This window comes from Streptomyces melanogenes (genome assembly GCF_014649795.1).
Lineage (GTDB): Bacteria > Actinomycetota > Actinomycetes > Streptomycetales > Streptomycetaceae > Streptomyces > Streptomyces noboritoensis.
Map to the genome: position 1 here is coordinate 300,279 of NZ_BMTS01000002.1, position 16,692 is coordinate 316,970.

The window sequence follows — 16,692 nt, forward strand, 5'->3', positions numbered from 1 at the left end:
AGGGGCGAACGAATGGCCGTAGTTCGTGCTAAACGCCGCTGCAGGGGGGGCGTGTTCGTCTGCGGACCGTGCTGGGTTGCTCGCGCAGTTCCCCGCGCCCCTAAAAATGCCGCTGCGCGGCATCCCCCTGGGCGGCCCGGAGGGCGCTTCTAGGGGCGTGGGGAACTGCGCGACCAGCCACCCACCGGGCCGCAGACGAACGGGGACCGGGGGCGCAGCCCCCGGGAGAGCCACCTTCACCCCCACCCACCCCCGGAGGGTTTAGGGAAGGGGCGGGGAGGGGCTCAATGCCGTTGCCAGGTCCAGCGCCGACCCCACCCGCACCCCCACACTCTCCGCGAACTCCGCGTCGGGCCGCTCGAAGGCCGGGCGGCCGGGGCCGCGGAGGAACGTGAGGACGCCGACCGTACGGCCCCGGCTGCGCAGGACCGTACACAGCGCGTGCCGGGCATCCGCGGGCCACTGACGGTCCGCGGCCCACCCCTCCGCACTCCCGCTCGCCCGCACCGACCCGACCCGGTCCACGGCCTGGAGCGCGGGGTGCCCCGGTGCGTACCGGACCGGGATGCCCCCGCCCGCCACCGGCGCGACCGGCCCCGGCGCACTCTCCGGCGAAGCCGCCGTACGCACCAGACGCTCCCCCACCGCCACATCCACCAGCGCGTGCTCCGCGAACCCGGCGAGCGCGAAGTCGAGGTACGCGAGCGCCGCCTCCGACGGGTCCTCGCACTCCGCCGCCGTACGCGCCGCCCGGTACAGCTGGTTCCAGCGGAACCGCAGCCGGTCCGCCTCCTGCTCGGCCAGCTTCGCGTCGGTCACGTCCTGGAAGAGCCAGGCGACGCCCAGCGGCACCGGCTCCTCCGCCAGCGGCGAGGCCAGCCGCAGGAAGCCGCTGCGCCAGCAGCGCCGCCGCTCGCCCTCGGCGGTGCGCAGCGTCACCCACAGCTCGGCGGGCGAGGTGGGCGCGCCCTCCGCGAGGACGTGGTGCAGCGCGCCCTCCAGCTCCTCCACGCCCTGTGTGATCAGCTCGCCCAGCGGCCGTCCGAGCAGCGTGGCCCGCCCGGTCCCGAGCGCCCGCGCCGCGTACGCGTTGACGACCGTGGGACGCAGGTCCACGTCCACGAGCACCACGCCCCACGACCCGTCCTCGAACAGCGCCTCGCTCAGCGCGATCGACCGCTCCAGGTCGATCTGCGCGTGCACCTCGCTGAACGCGCAGTACACACCCGCCGGTTTGCCGTCCGCGCCCCGCACCCCGGCCGACTGCGTCCGTACGAGAACGCGCCCGCCGTCCTTCTTCAGCAGCGCGAACTCGTGCACCTGGCGGCCCGGCGCGTCCATCGCGGCCATCAGCCGGCCCTCGACCTCGCCCGCGTCGGCGGCCCGTACCGCCCAGCCGGCGAAGCCCTGGCGGCCGACGGCCTCCTCGGCGCTCCAGCCGAGGATCCGCTCGGCCTCGCGGTTCCAGTGCGTGACCGCGCCGCCCGCGTCGAACGCGCAGAGCGCGGCGTCCATCCCGTCGAGCAGCGCGGCGAGCAGATCGCCGCCGTGCTCGGGCTCGGGCGGCGGACCGTCCGGGCCGTCGTCGTGTCCCCGGTCCGGCTCGTCGGGACCGAGGGCGTTGGTGGTCTCACTCCGGGAAGCACTCATCCTGGCACCCCCTGCAGGACGTGTCGCCGCGTCACACCGACGCACCGACCCTCGTCGGATCATTCAACTGGAACGTGACGCATCCCACATCGACTTCCCCGAAATCCCTTCCCCGGAGGGGTCGTTTTGCGACGCGGAAGCGGAGCGTCCCGGCGGAAACGATCCACGCGGGCTCACCCGCCGAGCTCCGCGCGCCAGCGCACCTCGCCGTCCCGCCGCTCACCGGTCGGCGCGAGCCCGGCGGCGCGCGCGACGGCGGCGGACGCGGTGTGATCGGGGTGGATGTGCGCCACGACGACGCGCACCCCGTACGAGGCGAGCCCCGCGACGAGCAGCCGCGCGGCCTCCACGGCGATCCCCCGCCCCTGCCAGGGCGTCCCCACGACCCAGGCGATCTCCGCCGTACCACCCTCCACAGTGGCCTGGACCGTACCCACCGACCGGTGCTCCTCGCGCAGCCGGATGACCCAGTTGAGCCAGTGGACGGCGGGGTCGGGCGACCCGGCCGTCATCCGCGTGTACCGCGCGCGCAGTTGCTCGGCGGTGTCGGGCACGCCTCCGATGAACCTGTGCAGCGCGGGATCCCCGAGCACGCCCGCCATCTCCTCGGCGTGCTCCACCCGCAGGGGTTCCAGATCGATCCGCACCCCCGAAAAGACCTTTCCCGGCCCACTGTTGTCGAACATAGTGACGCTCATGACCTCACTTGTACGTCACGTGACGTTCGACTGCACCGACGCCTTCACCCTGGCCACCTTCTGGGCGGCGGCCCTCGACGGCAAGGTCTCCGACGAGGACTCCCCCGGCGACCCGGAGGCCCTGGTGACCAGCGAGGCGGCCACCCTCCTGTTCGTGTCGGTTCCCGACGCCAAGTCCGTCAAGAACCGCGTCCACCTCGACCTCCAGCCCCAGGACCGCACCCGCGACGAGGAGGTCGATCGCCTCCTGGCCCTCGGCGCCACCCTGGTCGGCGACCACCGCCTCCCCGACGGCAGGGGCTGGGTCACCCTCGCGGACGTGGAGGGCAACGAGTTCTGCGTGGAGCGGAGTGCGGGGGAGCGGGCGGGCCAGTAGCCCCCACCCCGCCCCTTCCCTAAACCCTCCGGGGGTGGGTGGGGGCGGAGGCTCGTTTCCCGGGGGATGCGGCCCCTACACCCCGCTTTCGGGGCTGCGCCCCGGACCCATGCAGGGGTGGGGGGCACCGGGGCTGCGCCCCGGTCCCCGTTCGTCTGCGGACCGTGGTCGGCTGGTCGCGCAGTTCCCCGCGCCCCTTAAGTGCCGCTGCGCGGCATCCCCGCTGGGCGCCCCGGAGGGGCGCTCCTAGGGGCGCGGGGAACTGCGCGCTCAGCCCACCACCGGGTCGCAGACAAAGACCGGGCCGACAAGGGGCGCGACCAGCCACCCACCGGGCCGCAGACGAACCCCGGGCACAAGCGCTCAGCGGCGGAAGAAGATCCGGTCGCCGTACTCCTCCAGCACCCGCCCGTTCCACTCGTGGCCCCCGTCCACGTTCCCCGACCGCAGCAGCGGCGGATCGATGCCCCGCTCCGCCAGGGACTCGGCCGCCGCGGCCATCATGGCCTGCATGAGCGCGCTGGTGACGACCGTCGACGCGGGCGCGAAGGGCGCCTCGATCGCCGGGTGCGTGAGCTCCGCGTCGCCGGTCGCGATCTTGCTGTCGAGGACGATGTCGCAGTGGTCGCGCAGGAACGTGCCGGAGACGTGCCGCGACTTCGTCTCCGAGGTGTACGCGAGCGATGTGACGCCGATGACCTTGAGGCCCAGGGCGCGCGCGTTCATCGCCATCTCGACCGGCAGCGAGTTGCGGCCGGACAGCGAGACGATCACGAGGACGTCGCCGGGCTTGGCGGGGCTGGAGTCCAGGACCGCGCCCGCCAGGCCGTCCACGCGCTCCAGGGCCGAGCCCAGCGTCGCGGGCGTCACGTCGACCCCGACCGTGCCGGGGACGGCGAGGAGGTTCATCAGGGCGAGCCCGCCCGCCCGGTAGACCACGTCCTGCGCGGCCAGCGACGAGTGCCCGGCGCCGAAGGCGAAGAGGCGGCCGCCCGCGGCGACGGCGTCCGCGATCGCGGTCCCGGCGGCGGCGACGTTCCCGGCCTCCTCGTCCCGTACCCGCTGGAGCAGCCCGATGGCGGCGTCGAAGAACTGACCGGCCAGTTTGCTCTCGCTCATCGCCTGGGCCCTTTCCGGAGGGGTGCGTGGGGGAATGCTCGGGGTGGGGAATGTCCGTGCCGCCGCACACGTTGCGGTCTGGACCATTGCCCTGTCAATACGCCCTCCCGTCCGTCCTCCCGAGCGCCCGTTCTCGGGCCGTGCCCCGGCCGGGGCACGGTTGTCAGTGGTATGCGTCAGAATTGAGCCAGGGCCAGCGCACGAGTGCTTTCAACATTCACAGCATCGAGGGGCACGTATGTCCGGACTGATCGACACGACGGAGATGTATCTCCGCACCATCCTCGAACTTGAGGAAGAGGGTGTGGTCCCCATGCGCGCCCGGATCGCGGAGCGACTCGACCAGAGCGGGCCGACCGTGAGCCAGACGGTCGCGCGCATGGAGCGCGACGGCCTGGTCCAGGTCGCCGGCGACCGGCACCTGGAGCTCACCGACGAGGGCCGCCGCCTGGCCACCCGCGTGATGCGCAAGCACCGGCTCGCCGAGTGCCTGCTCGTCGACGTGATCGGCCTGGAGTGGGAGCAGGTGCACGCGGAGGCGTGCCGCTGGGAGCACGTGATGAGCGAGGCGGTGGAGCGGCGCGTGCTCGAGCTGCTGCGCCACCCGACGGAGTCTCCGTACGGGAACCCGATCCCGGGCCTGGAGGAGCTGGGCGAGAAGGCCGAGGCCGACGCCTTCCTGGAGGACGGGATCATCAGCCTCAACGAGCTGGAGGCGACGGACGACGGCATGACGGTCGTCGTGCGCCGCATCGGCGAGCCGATCCAGACGGACGCCCAGCTGATGTACACGCTGCGTCGCGCGGGCGTGCAGCCCGGCGCGGTCGTCAGCGTGACGCAGTCCCCGGGCGGCGTCCTGGTCGGCAGCAGCGGCGAGGCCGCCGAGCTCGGCGCGGACGTGGCCTCCCACGTCTTCGTCGCCAAGCGGTAGCCGGGAGCGGGGAAGCAAGGGGCGGTGTCGCGCTGAGGCGCGGCGCCGCCCCGTTTCCTTTGGGGCGTACGGGAGTTGAGAGGGTGGGCCGTCCGCCGTGCCCGGCCGTTGTTTCCGGTCGGATCGGCAGCGGACGGACGGTTCGCGTGCCACGCTGTCGGGTGAGGCATATGACCTGAAGGAGCGGACGGGTGTACGGCCGAGGAACGGACGGCCGGGGAGGGGAGGGATCGTGCGGAGAGCCCCGCTGCCGATGTCTCCCGCGCCACCGTCTCCCGCTGCTGGCGGGCCCCGCCCAGTCGCAGAGGGCCCCGACGCCCTGCGGCGCCGGGGCCTGCCCTCCCCGGTGCTGACCCGGAGCCCCGAGCTCTCGGGGTCAGCTCCCTCGGGTCGGCCGATCGATCCCACCGTGGCCGCCCGCCTCCCGCAGAAGATCTCCCCTCGGGGCGGCCCGTCAATCCTTGAGTCCGGTCACTCGAACGAGGGGTGTTGCGCGAGAGACGCCAGTTTTCGAATAGAGGTTCGATACCCTGCCGTGAACTGACCTCAGGGCTTCGGGGGCTGAAGGGGGTGCCAGGACACATGGTGCGACGCAGCGACGTGACGGGATCCGATGGCGTACGCCTCGCTGCCTGGGAGTTCGCGGACCCGCCCAAGGACCGCCGGGAGACCGGTCCGGCGCCCGGGGTGTTACTGCTGCACGGACTGATGGGCCGCGCCGCGCACTGGGCGCCCACCGCCCGCTGGCTCGCCGAGCAGCACCGCGCGGTCGCCCTGGACCAGCGCGGCCACGGCCGCAGCGACAAGCCCGCCGAGGGCCCCTTCACCCGCGGGGCCTACGTGGCGGACGCGGAGGCGGCGATCGAGCAGCTGGACCTCGCCCCGGTCACCCTCGTCGGCCACTCCATGGGCGCCCTCACCGCCTGGCAGCTCGCCGCCCACCGCCCCGACCTCGTCCGCGCCCTGGTGATCTGCGACATGCGCGCCTCGGCGCTCGGCGCGGCCTCGCAGCGCGAGTGGGAGGACTGGTTCAAGGCCTGGCCGGTGCCGTTCGCGACGCTCGCGGACGTACGGAAGTGGTTCGGCGAGGACGACCCCTGGGTGGAGCGCCCCAGCCCGGCGCGCGGCGAGTTCTTCGCCGAGGTGATGGCCGAGCGCGCCGACGGCTGGCGCCCGGTCTTCTCCCGCCGCCAGATGCTCAAGGTCCGCGAGACGTGGGTGTACGACGCGCACTGGGAGGAGCTGGCCCAGGTCCGCTGCCCGGCGCTGGTGGTCCGCGGCCTCGACGGGGAGCTCGGCCGCGCCGAGGCGCAGGAGATGGTCCGCGTGCTGCCCCGGGGGCAGTACGCGGAGGTGGCCGACGCCGGCCATCTCGTCCACTACGACCAGCCGGAGGGCTGGCGGGCGGCGGTCGAACCGTTCCTGCGGGAGACGGCGGAGCACCCGGTCCCGTCGTCGCCCTGACCTCAGCCCGGCCCCGGTTTCGCGGGAGTCGGCGCCGGTGTCGCCCACACCGGGTACTGCTCGCCCGGCCGCATGTTCTCGTACAGCTGGGGGACCGTCACCAGCGTGTAGCCCGCGGCGCGCAGCCCGGTGATGATGCCGGGCACGGCGGGCACGGTCCACTTCAGGACGTCGTGCAGCAGGACCACGCCGCCCGGCCTGGCCCGTTCCAGGACCAGTTTGCGTACGAGCTCGGTGGTTGTGTTGTGGTAGTCGGTCGCGGTCACGTTCCACAGGATCTGGGCGAGCCCGAGCGCCTTGGCCGCGCCCGTCACCCGGGCGTCCGTGAGCCCCTTGGGCGGCCGCATCAGCGTCGGCCGGACGCCCGTGAGCTGCTGGAGCGCGGACTGGGTGAGGGTGAGCTGGCGCAGTATCTCCGCCTCCGGCAGCCCGGTCAGGACCGGGTGGGTCCAGGTGTGGTTGCCGATGGCGTGGCCCTGCGCGGCGATCCGCCGTACGAGATCGGGATAGGTGTGCACGGGCTTGTCGCCGACCAGGAAGAACGTCGCCCGTACGCCTTCCCGGCCGAGTATGTCGAGCAGCTGGGCGGTGTACGGGCCCGGGCCGTCGTCGAAGGTGAGCGCGATGCACTTGGTGGTGCGGCACAGGGGGGAGTACGGCAGCGCGGCCCTGCCGTCCCTGGGCGGGCTCTCGTCGCCCTCGTGCACGTGGCGTACGGGGGCGGTCCGGGGGGCGGGGCCGTCGGTCACGCAGCCCACGCAGAGCAGCAGCACGGAGGCCGCCAGTCCGGCGGCCCCGGCCCTGAGGGATATGCGGTACGCGCTCACACAAAAGATCTACCCGCGCCCGCGGCTGCACGCATGCGGGCGTCACCCGCGCGAGTGACGCGTCTGTGGCCGGGCCTTTGTCTGCGGGCCGTCCCCAACTGGTCGCGCAGTTCCCCGCGCCCCTAAAAATGCCGCTCCGCGGCAATCCCCGGGGTGCCCCGAAGGGGCGCTTCTAGGGGCGCGGGGAACTGCGCGAGCAACCCACCACCGGCCCGCAGACGAATAACCGCGCCCCGGCCGCGGCTAGCCCCGGCTGACCGCCGTCAAGATTTCCGGCAGGCGGCGGGCCGTGCGCGGGGCAGCCGCGCGCAGACCGGCGTACGCGACGAGCAGCCCGTACACCGCCCCCACCGGCAGCACCAGCCACAGCGCGCCATGCCGGTCCGAGACGTGCAGCCAGATCGTCAGGGCGATCAGCGGCGCGCTGAGCAGCCCGCTGGTGAGCATCCCGCCGACGATCGCCAGGGACGCGATGCCCCCCTGGCCCGGCGCCACGTTCTTGCGGCTGTCCTGCGGGATCGAGTACGCGAAGTTCGCCGAGGCCACCGCCCCCGTCGCCAGCATCGCGCCGAGCAGCCCGAGCGAGAGCCCCAACGCCTGCGGGAGCGCCGCCCAGTTGCCGACGAGCGAGGCGGTGACCACCGCGACCAGGACGGTGTACGGGGCCGTCACCAGCGCGATCGCGTACGCCCGGGCGCGCAGCTCCAGATAGGCGTCCCGGGGCGTGGAGATCGTCTGGACGACCATCCAGAACGCCGAGGTGTCCTGCCCGAACTGGTTGTACATCTGCGCGCCCAGCATGAACGCGCCGAACGAGGCGAAGTACACCGTGCCGTTGCCCTGGAGCGCGTTGACGACCGGCACGATCAGACCGATGGCGAGCGAAGTGATCCACGCCGCCTTGGTCTTGGGGTCGCGCCAGGCGTACCGCAGGGTGCGCAGCATGACGGTGCCGGTGCGGCCCTCGGGCAGCAGCCCGGAGAGGCCCGGCCGGTCCGCCTGCTTGCGGGCGGTGTCGGCGGGCCGCAGCGTCGAGCCGTCCGGGCTGGTCATCAGGCGGACCAGCGAGCGCTGCCAGGCGTACAGCAGGGCCACCAGCGCCACGGCGGTGAGCAGGAGTTGCAGCGCCGCCCGCCCGTACGCCCCCTCGCTCGCCGCGTCGACCGCGCCGATCGCGGCGGCGGGCGGCAGCCAGCGGACCACGTCCCCGGCCGGGTCGAGCGCGGACAGGCCGCCCGAGTCGCCGAGCTTCTGCACGCCGAAGTTGACGAACTGGAAGCCGATGGCGATCACCAGACCGCTGAGCACGGCGAGGTCGCGGCCCTTGCGGGAGGTCAGCAGCCGGGTGTTGGCCGTCGCCACGGTCCGCGCGAGCGCCACGCACACCAGGATCGTCAGCGGTACGGCGAGCACCGCGACGGCGGCCGACGCCGCGCTGTGGGCCACCGCGAGCGCCGAGCCGAGCACCAGGCAGAGCGTGAACAGGGGCCCGATGCCGACCAGGGAGGCGGCGAGCAGCGCCACGATCAGCGAGCGCGGCCGCAGCGGCAGCATCACGAGCCGGGTCGCGTCCAGGGTCTCGTCGCCGCTCGGGAAGAACAGCGGCATCACCGCCCAGGCGAGCGCGAGGACGCCGGTGACCAGGACGGCCACGGTGGCCGCGTGGGCGTCGCCGCGCAGCGCAAGCAGGCCGAGGAGCTGGAGGGCGGCGAAGAGCAGGGCGAGGACGGCCGAGGTGATGTAGGCGGCCTTGCGCCCGCCGGACTGCAGCAGCCCGTTCCTGAGCAGCGACAGCTTCAGCCGGACGAACAGCGGGGTGAGGGAGGGCGCGCTCGGCGTCGCGGGGGCCTTCGGGGCGGTGGTGCTCATCGGGCCGCACCGCCGCCGAGCCAGTCGAGGGTGTCGCCGGTGTCGCGGCCGTGGGCGCCCACGAGTTCGAGGAAAGCGTTCTGCAGGGAGCTGGCGCTGCCCCGGACCTCGGCGAGCGTGCCCTGCGCGCGGATGCGCCCGGCGGCCATCACCGCGACCCAGTCGCACAGCGACTCGACGAGCTCCATGACGTGGCTGGAGAAGACGACGGTCGCGCCGGAGGCCGTGTAGCGCTCCAGGACGCGTCGGATGGTGGCGGCGGAGACCGGGTCGACGCCCTCGAACGGCTCGTCCAGGAACAGCACTTCGGGGTTGTGCAGCAGGGCCGCGGCCAGCCCGATCTTCTTGCGCATGCCGGTCGAGTAGTCCACGACGAGCTTGTGCTGGGAGCCCGCCAGGTCCAGTACGTCCAGGAGCTGGGCGGCCCGCTTGTCGACCTCGGCGCCGGGCAGCCCGCGCAGCCGGCCGGTGTAGCCGAGCAGTTCGCGCCCCGTCAGGCGCTCGAAGAGCCGCAGCCCCTCGGGCAGCACGCCGATCCGGGACTTCACGGCGACCGGGTCGCGCCACACGTCGTGGCCGCCGACCTCGACGGTGCCGCGGTCGGGGCGGAGCAGGCCGGTCACCATCGACAGGGTGGTGGTCTTGCCCGCCCCGTTCGGCCCGACCAGGCCGATGAACTTGCCCGCCGGGAGCTCCAGATCGATCCCGGCGACGGCGATCTGGTCGCCGAAGCGCTTCCACAGATCGCTGACCCGGACGGCGGGCGGCAGCTCCCGCTCTCCGCCCGCGGTGGTCGGACCGGTGGCCTCCGGTTCCGCCGGGTCGGTACCGCCGTCGAATGTCTGGTCCGGCATGGTGGTGCGCCTTTCGTCCCCGTACGTACGTCTGTACGTCTACAGGGACACCCTACGAGCGGCGCGCCCGGGCGGCTGCGGCCTCGCGTCCGCAGGCGTACGCGAGCGGGCTGATCAGCTCCTCGGCGTCGGGCAGCCAGCGGTTGGCGGGGGTGGGGCGGCGGGCCCACTGCACCGCGCCGTGGCCGCCGATGCGGGTGGGGGGCGCCGCCACGTAGTCCCCCTCGCCCCGGGTGATCAGGTCGATCGAGGCGGCCGTCCAGCCCAGTTTGCGCACCAGGTCGGGGACCTTCGCGCCGGCGCCGGGCAGCACGAAGAACAGCATGCGGCGGTCCGGGGTGCAGGTGACCGGGCCGAGCGTGAGCTCCATGCGCTCCATCCGGGCGAGCGCCAGGAAGCCGGCCGACTCCGGGACGTCGATCGCGTCGAACGTGCGGCCGGTGGGCAGCAGGATCGAGGACTTCGGCTGTTTCGACCACAGGCGGCGGGCCGCGACCGCGCTCCCCGTGGCCTGGGTCGCCCAGTCCGGCCGGGACGGGTGCGCCCCCGGCGACGGGCAGGCGGCGTCGCCGCACGAGCAGTGCTCCACGCCCTCGGCCGCCTCCAGCCAGGTGCCGGGGAACACGTCCCAATGCCGCTCTTCCGCGTACCGCACCGCGCTGTCGAGGAGCTGGTCGCCGCGCTGCTTGGGAATCTGTGCGGCTTCCGTGCCTGTGATGGTCTCTTCCACGCAGAACTCAACTCCCGGCATCACCGCGGGTTACGGGCGCGCGCCGGGCGGGGCAGGAGCATCGATCCTGCATCCGGGGCGCATGGGTGCATGGACGGGGGCGCGCGTGCGGCCGCGCCTCTCGTGGCGGGTAGCCACAAGCGGGGGGTTCCGGGGAGACAGGCACCGCGCCCGTTCGTCCGACGTCACGTCCAGACCGCCGACTTCACCCACGACCGGTATTCATCCGATTTACGGCGCATTCTGTGTTTCCCGCGCTTTCTTTCGGTTCCTTCGCTTCCTTCGCATTCTCTGCCTTTTCGCAGGGCAGTGATCACAGGAGTGATCAACTGCCGCATCAGGGGGTTCACATGGCAGCCAGGCCTCTAGTCGCCCGCCAGCCCAATGAACGGCTGCAGGCGCTCATCCAGGAAGCCGGGTGCTCCAACGCGGGTCTCGCCCGGCGCGTCAACATGGTCGGCGCCGAACGCGGGCTCGACCTTCGGTACGACAAGACATCGGTGGCGCGCTGGCTCCGCGGCCAGCAGCCCAGGGGACGGGCGCCGGGAATCATCGCGGAGGCGCTGGGGCGCAAGCTCGGGCGCACCGTGACGATCGACGAGATCGGCATGGCGAACGGCAAGAACCTGGCGTCGGGGGTGGGGCTGCAGTTCTCGCCCACCGTCCTCGGCGCGATCGAGCAGGTCTGCGAGCTGTGGCGCAGCGACGTGGGCCGCCGCGACTTCCTGACCGGCTCCACGGTGGCCGCCTCGGCGCTGGTCGAGCCGAGCCGCGACTGGCTGATCACCGGCGCGGACGCGCAGGTCGCGCGGAACGCCGGGCAGCGGGTCGGGGTCGCGGACGTCGACGCGGTGCGGGCGATGACCCAGGCGCTGGTGGAGCTCGACCACCGGTTCGGGGCGGGGCACGTGCGGCCCGTCGTCGTGCACTACCTCAACAGCGTGGTGTCCGGGCTGCTGGCGGGCTCGTACCGGGAGACGGTCGGGCGCCAGCTGTTCGCGGCGGTGGCGCGGCTGACGGAGCTGGCGGGCTACATGGCCGTCGACACCGGCCAGCCCGGCCTGGCCCAGCGCTACTACATCCAGGCGCTGCGGCTCGCCCAGGCGGCGGGGGACCGGGGGTACGGGGGGTACGTGCTTGCGGCCTCCATGAGCCACCTCGCGGCGCAGCTGGGCAATCCGCGCGAGATCGCGCAGCTGGCGCGCGCGGCGCAGGAGGGGGCGCGGGGGCGGGTCACGCCGCGCGCGGAGGCGATGTTCTTCGCGGCGGAGGCGCGGGGGCACGCGCTGCTGGGGGACGCGCGTACGTGCCAGACGGTGGCGGGCCGTGCCCTCGCCGCGATGGAGGCGGCGTCCGTGGACTCCGGTGACGACCCGTCCTGGATCGCGCACTTCGACCACGCGTACCTGGCGGACGAACTCGCCCACTGCCACCGGGACCTGGGGCAGCCCGAGGCCGCGGCCCGGCGGGCCGAGGAGTCGCTGGCGGCGCACCCCGAGACGCGGGCGCGGCGCCGGGCGATCGGGCTGATCCTGCTCGCCACGGCGCAGGTGCAGCAGCGGGAGGTGGAGCTGGCGTGCGCGACGGGTACGCGGGCGGTGGACCTGCTGTCCACGCTGCGCACGAATCGCGGCGCGGACTACCTCGACGACCTCCAGCAACGCCTGGAGCCGTACGCGGACGAGCCGTCGGTACGGGAGTTCGGAGCGCGCCTGGAGGTCCAGGCGGCGTAGCCCCCACCCCGCCCCTTCCCTAAACCCTCCGGGGGTGGGTGGGGGTGGAGGTGGCGCTCCCGGGGCTACGCCCCGGACCCCGGGGTCTGTGTTCATCTGCGGTCCGTCCCCAACTGGTCGCGCAGTTCCCCGCGCCCCTAAAAGCGCCCCTCCGGGCCGCCCCGGGGATTGCCGCGCAGCGGCATCTAAGGGGCGCGGGGAACTGCGCGACCAGCCCCCCACCGGGTCGCAGACGAACGGGGTCTGGGGGGCCGGCCCCCCAGATGGGGTTACGCGAAGACCACCGTGCGGCGGCCGTTCAGCAGGATGCGGTGTTCCGCGTGCCACTTCACCGCCCGCGCCAGCGCCTGGCACTCCACGTCGCGGCCGATCGCCACCAGCTGGTCGGGGGTGACCTCGTGGCCCACCCGTTCGACCTCCTGCTCGATGATCGGGCCCTCGTCCAGGTCCGCCGTGACGTAGTGCGCCGTCGCGCCGATCAGCTTCACGCCCCGGGCGTGCGCCTGGTGGTACGGCTTCGCGCCCTTGAAGCTCGGCAGGAACGAGTGGTGGATGTTGATGATCCGGCCGCTGAGCTGCTTGCAGAGGTCGTCGGAGAGGACCTGCATATAGCGGGCGAGCACGACGAGCTCGACGCCCTCGTCCCGTACGAGCGCCAGCAGCTCCGCCTCCGCCGCCGCCTTCGTCTCCTTCGTCACCGGGATGTGGCGGAAGGGGATGTCGTAAGAAGACACCAGCTCGGCGAAGTCCGTGTGGTTGGAGACCACCGCCGCGATCTCCACCGGCAGCGCGCCGATCTTCGAGCGGAAGAGCAGGTCGTTGAGGCAGTGGCCGAACTTGGACACCATCAGCACGATCCGCATGCGCTCGTCCGCGCGGTGGATCTGCCAGTCCATCTGGAAGGAGTCGCCCACGGCGGCGAAGCTGGCGCGCAGCTTGTCCACGGTCACCGGCGCCTCGGCCGAGAAGTGGACCCGCATGAAGAAGAGACCCGAGTCGCGGTCTCCGAACTGCTGACTGTCCTCGATATTGCAGCCGGTGATGAAGAGATAGCTCGACACGGCGTGCACGATGCCCTGTTTGTCCGGGCAGGAGAGCGTGAGGACGTACTGGTCAGTCATTCAGGCAGGATGCCACAAGCGGCACCCCGTACCCGCCCCCGCTCAGGATGCGGACCCCTACGCCGCCCGCGTCAGGATGCGCAGGACCTCCAGGGAGCGCGGCTGCGCGTCCGGGTCGTCCCCGTCGCTCGCCGCCAGCCGTACGTGCGCCTCCCGCGCCGCCCGGACCGCCTCCGGCCACCCGTGGTGGGCCAGGAACGCCGACACCGGGGCGTCCGCGCCGACCTGGTGCATGATCCGCAGCACCCGCAGCACCGCCACGTCGACGAGGGCGGCCTCGCCGGAGTCGCGGAAGACCGTGCCCACGTACTTCTCGGCCGACCAGTTGTCCAGCCAGGTGTCCTCCACCAGCCGGTACACGGCGTCGGTGATGTCCCCGTACCCCTCCTGACCGGCCAGCCACACCTCCTGCTGGAAGGCCTCGTCGGAGAGCATGTGCAGCGCGGACCGCACGTTCGCGCGCCAGCGCCACCACGGCATGTCATTCAACGGCATGCCGCCCATGGTGGAGGAGCGACGGCCGCGACGGGAAGAGCTGGCTGAACCTTGCTGCACACATTCGATCGTACGTTCAAACTCTCCCGGGCCCCAGGCGCCCCCGTAATTCACCCGTGCGTCACCCAGTGTTGGGAAATGCTCACTCTGCCGTTACTCATGAGGCGGAATTGTGCAGGGACATGACCGGATGGCGCAGCTCCTCCTCCCCCCGCCCCTTCCACTCCGTGGCGACCGCGCTGGTCGCCGCGTGTACGGCGGTCGGAGCCTCGCTGGTGACCGGCTGCGGCGTGCTCCCTGGGACCACGGGGGGATCCAGGGAGCCCGTCACCGTGATGACGTGGGCGCCCGACAGCACCCGCGCGACCAATATGCCCGGAATGCCGTCCATGGCGCAGGCGTACGCGCGCTGGGTCAACGCGCACGGCGGCATCGACGGGCACAAGCTCCAGGTCCTCACCTGCAACGAGCACAACACCGCCACCGGCGCCGCCGAGTGCGCCCGCCGGGCGGTCAAGGAGAACGCGGTCGCCGTCGTCGGCTCCTACAGCCAGCACGGCCGCGCCTTCATGGCGCCCCTGGAGGCCGCCGGGATCCCGTACATAGGCGGCTACGGCGTCTCCGACGAGGAGTTCACCAGCGCGCTCTCCTACCCCGTCAACGGCGGCCAGGCCACGCTGCTCGCCGGCACCGGCAAGCAGCTCGCGGTGTGGTGCGAGAAGGTCGCGCTGGTGCGGCCGGACACCGTCTCCGGCGACATCATGCCTTTACTCCTCAACTCCGGCCTGACCACCGGCCACCGCAAGCCGTCCGCCGACATCCGGACGACCGAGGACGCGGGCGACTACACCCCGCAGGCCCAGGAGGCGCTCGTACGGGCCGGGGCGGATCCGGAACTGCCCGGGAGGATCGGCAAGAAGGCGGCGGCCGACCGGGCGCGCAAGGGATGCGTGACGGCGGTCCTCGGGGCCCGCACGGAGACGTTCTTCGACTCGTTCCGGCGCGTCGAGGACGAGGGCCAGAAGGTGCAGATCGCCTCGGTGCTCGGCTCGGTCGGGCAGCCGCTGATCGACCGCACGGGCGGCGCGGACGGCCCCTTCGAGGGCGCGTACATCACCGGCTGGTACCCGGAGGCGGGCGACGCGCGCTGGGAGCCGATGCGGCAGGTCATCCGGGAGCAGGCGTTCCGGGACCAGAACATCGACGCGGCGGACGCGGGCGTGCAGACGACCTGGATCGCGTACACCGTCCTGAAGAAGGTCATCGAGTCGCTGGACAAGAACGACGTGGCCGCGCACGACCTCATCCGCGCGCTCAACAAGGGCGTCAGCGTGGAGACGGGCGGGCTCACCCCGACGCTGCGGTGGAAGTTCGAGGACATGCTGGCGGCGCCGGACTTCCCCCGGATCGTCAACCGCGAGGTGACGTTCCAGGTGGTGAAGGCCGGGCGGCTGACGGCGGCGCAGCGCGGCTTCACGGACGTGAGCGCGACGCTGGAGGACGCGTCGGCACTGGGCTGACGCGCCCCCTTCGACCGCTGTTACGGGTCAGAGCTGGGCGGAGGACCGCTTGGTGAGCCCGTACTTGCCCGCGATGGCGTTCCACAGCCCCGCCGCCTGCTTCTTGGCGAGGGTCGCCTCGCCGCTGGAGCGGTCGCCCTGGTTGGCGTCCGCCGTACGGCGGGCGTGGCCGTGCTTGCAGCCCTTGTCCTTGCCGGACTGGTCGGCCCAGGCCGCGTAGTGGTTGTCGGCGGACGCGGACGCCTGCCACGCCTTGGTGAGCTCGGCGGTGAGCTTCGCGTTGTTCGGCAGCTTGTCGACGGCGACCTTCTGGAGCCGGGTGACCAGCTCGCCGCGCTGGCGGGCCGCGTCGCGCAGGGTCGTGGCGGCGGCGTCCAGCTTGTCGCAGCCGCGGATGTCGGCGACCGCGCCGATCACCGCGTCGCGGCTGTTGTTGCTGTCGGCGAGCAGCTTGTCGAGCTCGACGGCCTGCGCCTTGGCGGGGTCGGCCTCGGTCTTGCCGTCGCCGCCGCCGGTGGTCGGGGTGGTCGCGGCGATGGGCGCGTTGTCGTCCTTCTTCTTCCCGTCGCCGTCCGAGCCGGTGCCGCTGATCAGATACCCGGCGCCGAGCCCGACGACGGCGAGGCCGACGCCGACGGCGGCGATCATGCCGAGGCGGGAGCGGCGCGGGGGCTCGTCGTCGTACGAGTCGTACGCGTACTGCTGGGGCGGGGGCGGCTGTTGGGGCTGCACCTGGACCTGGACCGGCGGGGCCGGGGCGAACCGGGGCAACTGCTGGTTCTCACCGGGGCGTTGGCCCTGCGGCGGTCCGTCGGTGCGGAAGAGGCTGTCGAACTCGGCGGGCGGCTGCCGCTCTTCGGGGGCGGCCGGGACCGGGGGCAGGTACTGGGTGGCTTCGGCGCCGCCGGTGGTCTCCGGGGGGAGGGCGCCGGGGGGTGCCGGGGGGACGGGCGCGATGTACTGGGTGGCGTCGGATGCGCCGGGTACGGGCGCGATGTACTGGGTGGCGTCCGAGGCGTTCGCCGGGGGCGGGGCGCTCAGGTACTGCGTCTCCTCGGCGCCGGTGCCGTGCGCCGGGACGGGGGCGATGTACTGGGTGGCGTCGCCGCTCTCCGGGGGCAGGGGCCGGGCCCAGGCGTCCTGCTGGGGGCCCCAGGGCTGCCCCCAGGGCTGGGCGCCGGGCGGGCCCGGGGGTATGGGGGCGGATCCGTCGGCGGGCAGCACGACGCCCTCGTGTGCGGGCCGTACAGCGGGCAGCTGCGGCTCGTCACCCTGTCGGCTCTGCGTCACCGGGACTCCTACACG

16 protein-coding genes are annotated in these 16,692 nt (G+C 73.0%); 5 read left to right on the plus strand and 11 right to left on the minus strand.

Annotated features, from left to right (window positions below; genetic code table 11):
* Nucleotides 1-261: 261 nt before the first annotated feature.
* Nucleotides 262-1,650: a PAS domain-containing protein gene (locus IE252_RS05385; RefSeq protein WP_190088121.1), complete on the minus strand. Its 1,389-nt coding sequence runs from the start codon at nucleotides 1,648-1,650 to the stop codon at nucleotides 262-264.
* A gap of 173 nt (nucleotides 1,651-1,823) precedes the next feature.
* Complete coding sequence (locus tag IE252_RS05390) at nucleotides 1,824-2,348, minus strand: GNAT family N-acetyltransferase (protein WP_229848009.1); 525 nt, start codon at nucleotides 2,346-2,348, stop codon at nucleotides 1,824-1,826.
* On the opposite strand from IE252_RS05390, the gene IE252_RS05395 reads away from it, so the two are divergent.
* The gene (locus tag IE252_RS05395) at nucleotides 2,347-2,724 is read left to right on the plus strand and encodes a VOC family protein (RefSeq protein WP_190088122.1); all 378 of its coding nucleotides are present in this window, start codon (nucleotides 2,347-2,349) and stop codon (nucleotides 2,722-2,724) included. The two genes, IE252_RS05390 and IE252_RS05395, sit on opposite strands and share 2 nt — an antisense overlap.
* 363 nt (nucleotides 2,725-3,087) lie before the next feature.
* On the opposite strand, the gene IE252_RS05400 is transcribed toward IE252_RS05395, so the two are convergent.
* Nucleotides 3,088-3,843 (minus strand): SIS domain-containing protein, encoded by a 756-nt coding sequence (locus tag IE252_RS05400; protein WP_190088123.1) that lies wholly within the window; start codon nucleotides 3,841-3,843, stop codon nucleotides 3,088-3,090.
* 238 nt (nucleotides 3,844-4,081) lie between these two features.
* On the opposite strand from IE252_RS05400, the gene IE252_RS05405 reads away from it, so the two are divergent.
* Both IE252_RS05405 and IE252_RS05410 read left to right on the plus strand, forming a co-directional pair.
* Nucleotides 4,082-4,774 carry an iron-dependent transcriptional repressor DtxR gene (locus tag IE252_RS05405; protein ID WP_190088124.1) on the plus strand — a complete coding sequence of 231 codons (693 nt, stop codon included), beginning with the start codon at nucleotides 4,082-4,084 and terminating at the stop codon, nucleotides 4,772-4,774.
* A gap of 582 nt (nucleotides 4,775-5,356) precedes the next feature.
* Nucleotides 5,357-6,238, plus strand: coding sequence for an alpha/beta fold hydrolase (locus IE252_RS05410; protein ID WP_190088125.1), 882 nt, complete (start codon nucleotides 5,357-5,359; stop codon nucleotides 6,236-6,238).
* A gap of 2 nt (nucleotides 6,239-6,240) precedes the next feature.
* Here the strand turns inward: IE252_RS05410 and IE252_RS05415 are convergent, their stop codons facing one another.
* The 4 genes from IE252_RS05415 to IE252_RS05430 all read right to left on the minus strand — a co-directional run bounded on the left by IE252_RS05415 (nucleotide 6,241) and on the right by IE252_RS05430 (nucleotide 10,539).
* Nucleotides 6,241-7,065, minus strand: coding sequence for a polysaccharide deacetylase family protein (locus IE252_RS05415; protein ID WP_190088126.1), 825 nt, complete (start codon nucleotides 7,063-7,065; stop codon nucleotides 6,241-6,243).
* Between the two features lie 243 nt (nucleotides 7,066-7,308).
* A complete protein-coding gene (locus tag IE252_RS05420) occupies nucleotides 7,309-8,934 on the minus strand; it encodes a transporter (protein ID WP_190088127.1) in 1,626 nt (541 codons plus the stop codon).
* The gene (locus IE252_RS05425) at nucleotides 8,931-9,788 is read right to left on the minus strand and encodes an ABC transporter ATP-binding protein (protein WP_190088128.1); all 858 of its coding nucleotides are present in this window, start codon (nucleotides 9,786-9,788) and stop codon (nucleotides 8,931-8,933) included. The genes IE252_RS05420 and IE252_RS05425 overlap by 4 nt, the downstream gene beginning before the upstream one ends.
* A gap of 52 nt (nucleotides 9,789-9,840) precedes the next feature.
* A complete protein-coding gene (locus IE252_RS05430) occupies nucleotides 9,841-10,539 on the minus strand; it encodes a bifunctional DNA primase/polymerase (RefSeq protein WP_190088129.1) in 699 nt (232 codons plus the stop codon).
* Between the two features lie 329 nt (nucleotides 10,540-10,868).
* On the opposite strand from IE252_RS05430, the gene IE252_RS05435 reads away from it, so the two are divergent.
* Nucleotides 10,869-12,251: an NsdA family TPR-like regulatory protein gene (locus IE252_RS05435; RefSeq protein ID WP_190088130.1), complete on the plus strand. Its 1,383-nt coding sequence runs from the start codon at nucleotides 10,869-10,871 to the stop codon at nucleotides 12,249-12,251.
* Between the two features lie 269 nt (nucleotides 12,252-12,520).
* Here the strand turns inward: IE252_RS05435 and purU are convergent, their stop codons facing one another.
* The 3 genes from purU to IE252_RS43060 all read right to left on the minus strand — a co-directional run bounded on the left by purU (nucleotide 12,521) and on the right by IE252_RS43060 (nucleotide 14,258).
* Nucleotides 12,521-13,372, minus strand: a complete 852-nt coding sequence (gene purU / locus IE252_RS05440) for a formyltetrahydrofolate deformylase (protein ID WP_190088131.1) — start codon at nucleotides 13,370-13,372, stop codon at nucleotides 12,521-12,523.
* 57 nt (nucleotides 13,373-13,429) lie between these two features.
* Nucleotides 13,430-13,876 (minus strand): SCO4402 family protein, encoded by a 447-nt coding sequence (locus IE252_RS05445; RefSeq protein ID WP_190088408.1) that lies wholly within the window; start codon nucleotides 13,874-13,876, stop codon nucleotides 13,430-13,432.
* A gap of 148 nt (nucleotides 13,877-14,024) precedes the next feature.
* Complete coding sequence (locus IE252_RS43060) at nucleotides 14,025-14,258, minus strand: hypothetical protein (RefSeq protein WP_229848069.1); 234 nt, start codon at nucleotides 14,256-14,258, stop codon at nucleotides 14,025-14,027.
* On the opposite strand from IE252_RS43060, the gene IE252_RS05450 reads away from it, so the two are divergent.
* Entirely contained in the window at nucleotides 14,248-15,387 is a 1,140-nt protein-coding gene (locus tag IE252_RS05450) for an ABC transporter substrate-binding protein (RefSeq protein WP_373298505.1), read from the plus strand. The genes IE252_RS43060 and IE252_RS05450 overlap by 11 nt on opposite strands.
* A 27-nt stretch (nucleotides 15,388-15,414) precedes the next feature.
* Here IE252_RS05450 and IE252_RS05455 read toward each other — a convergent pair whose 3' ends face one another.
* On the minus strand, nucleotides 15,415-16,677 hold the full coding sequence (locus IE252_RS05455) for a hypothetical protein (protein WP_190088133.1): 1,263 nt from the start codon (nucleotides 16,675-16,677) through the stop codon (nucleotides 15,415-15,417).
* Nucleotides 16,678-16,692 lie beyond the last annotated feature (15 nt).

Excerpts from the sequence above, each read along its gene's own strand:
- IE252_RS05385 (WP_190088121.1), bottom strand. The coding sequence starts at position 1,650 with ATGAGTGCTTCCCGGAGTGAGACCACCAACGCCCTCGGTCCCGACGAG.
- IE252_RS05395 (WP_190088122.1), top strand. The coding sequence starts at position 2,347 with ATGACCTCACTTGTACGTCACGTGACGTTCGACTGCACCGACGCCTTC.
- IE252_RS05390 (WP_229848009.1), bottom strand. The coding sequence starts at position 2,348 with ATGAGCGTCACTATGTTCGACAACAGTGGGCCGGGAAAGGTCTTTTCG.
- IE252_RS05400 (WP_190088123.1), bottom strand. The coding sequence starts at position 3,843 with ATGAGCGAGAGCAAACTGGCCGGTCAGTTCTTCGACGCCGCCATCGGG.
- IE252_RS05405 (WP_190088124.1), top strand. The coding sequence starts at position 4,082 with ATGTCCGGACTGATCGACACGACGGAGATGTATCTCCGCACCATCCTC.
- IE252_RS05410 (WP_190088125.1), top strand. The coding sequence starts at position 5,357 with ATGGTGCGACGCAGCGACGTGACGGGATCCGATGGCGTACGCCTCGCT.
- IE252_RS05420 (WP_190088127.1), bottom strand. The coding sequence starts at position 8,934 with ATGAGCACCACCGCCCCGAAGGCCCCCGCGACGCCGAGCGCGCCCTCC.
- IE252_RS05425 (WP_190088128.1), bottom strand. The coding sequence starts at position 9,788 with ATGCCGGACCAGACATTCGACGGCGGTACCGACCCGGCGGAACCGGAG.
- IE252_RS05430 (WP_190088129.1), bottom strand. The coding sequence starts at position 10,539 with ATGCCGGGAGTTGAGTTCTGCGTGGAAGAGACCATCACAGGCACGGAA.
- IE252_RS05435 (WP_190088130.1), top strand. The coding sequence starts at position 10,869 with ATGGCAGCCAGGCCTCTAGTCGCCCGCCAGCCCAATGAACGGCTGCAG.
- purU (WP_190088131.1), bottom strand. The coding sequence starts at position 13,372 with ATGACTGACCAGTACGTCCTCACGCTCTCCTGCCCGGACAAACAGGGC.
- IE252_RS05445 (WP_190088408.1), bottom strand. The coding sequence starts at position 13,876 with ATGGGCGGCATGCCGTTGAATGACATGCCGTGGTGGCGCTGGCGCGCG.
- IE252_RS05450 (WP_373298505.1), top strand. The coding sequence starts at position 14,248 with ATGCCGTCCATGGCGCAGGCGTACGCGCGCTGGGTCAACGCGCACGGC.
- IE252_RS43060 (WP_229848069.1), bottom strand. The coding sequence starts at position 14,258 with ATGGACGGCATTCCGGGCATATTGGTCGCGCGGGTGCTGTCGGGCGCC.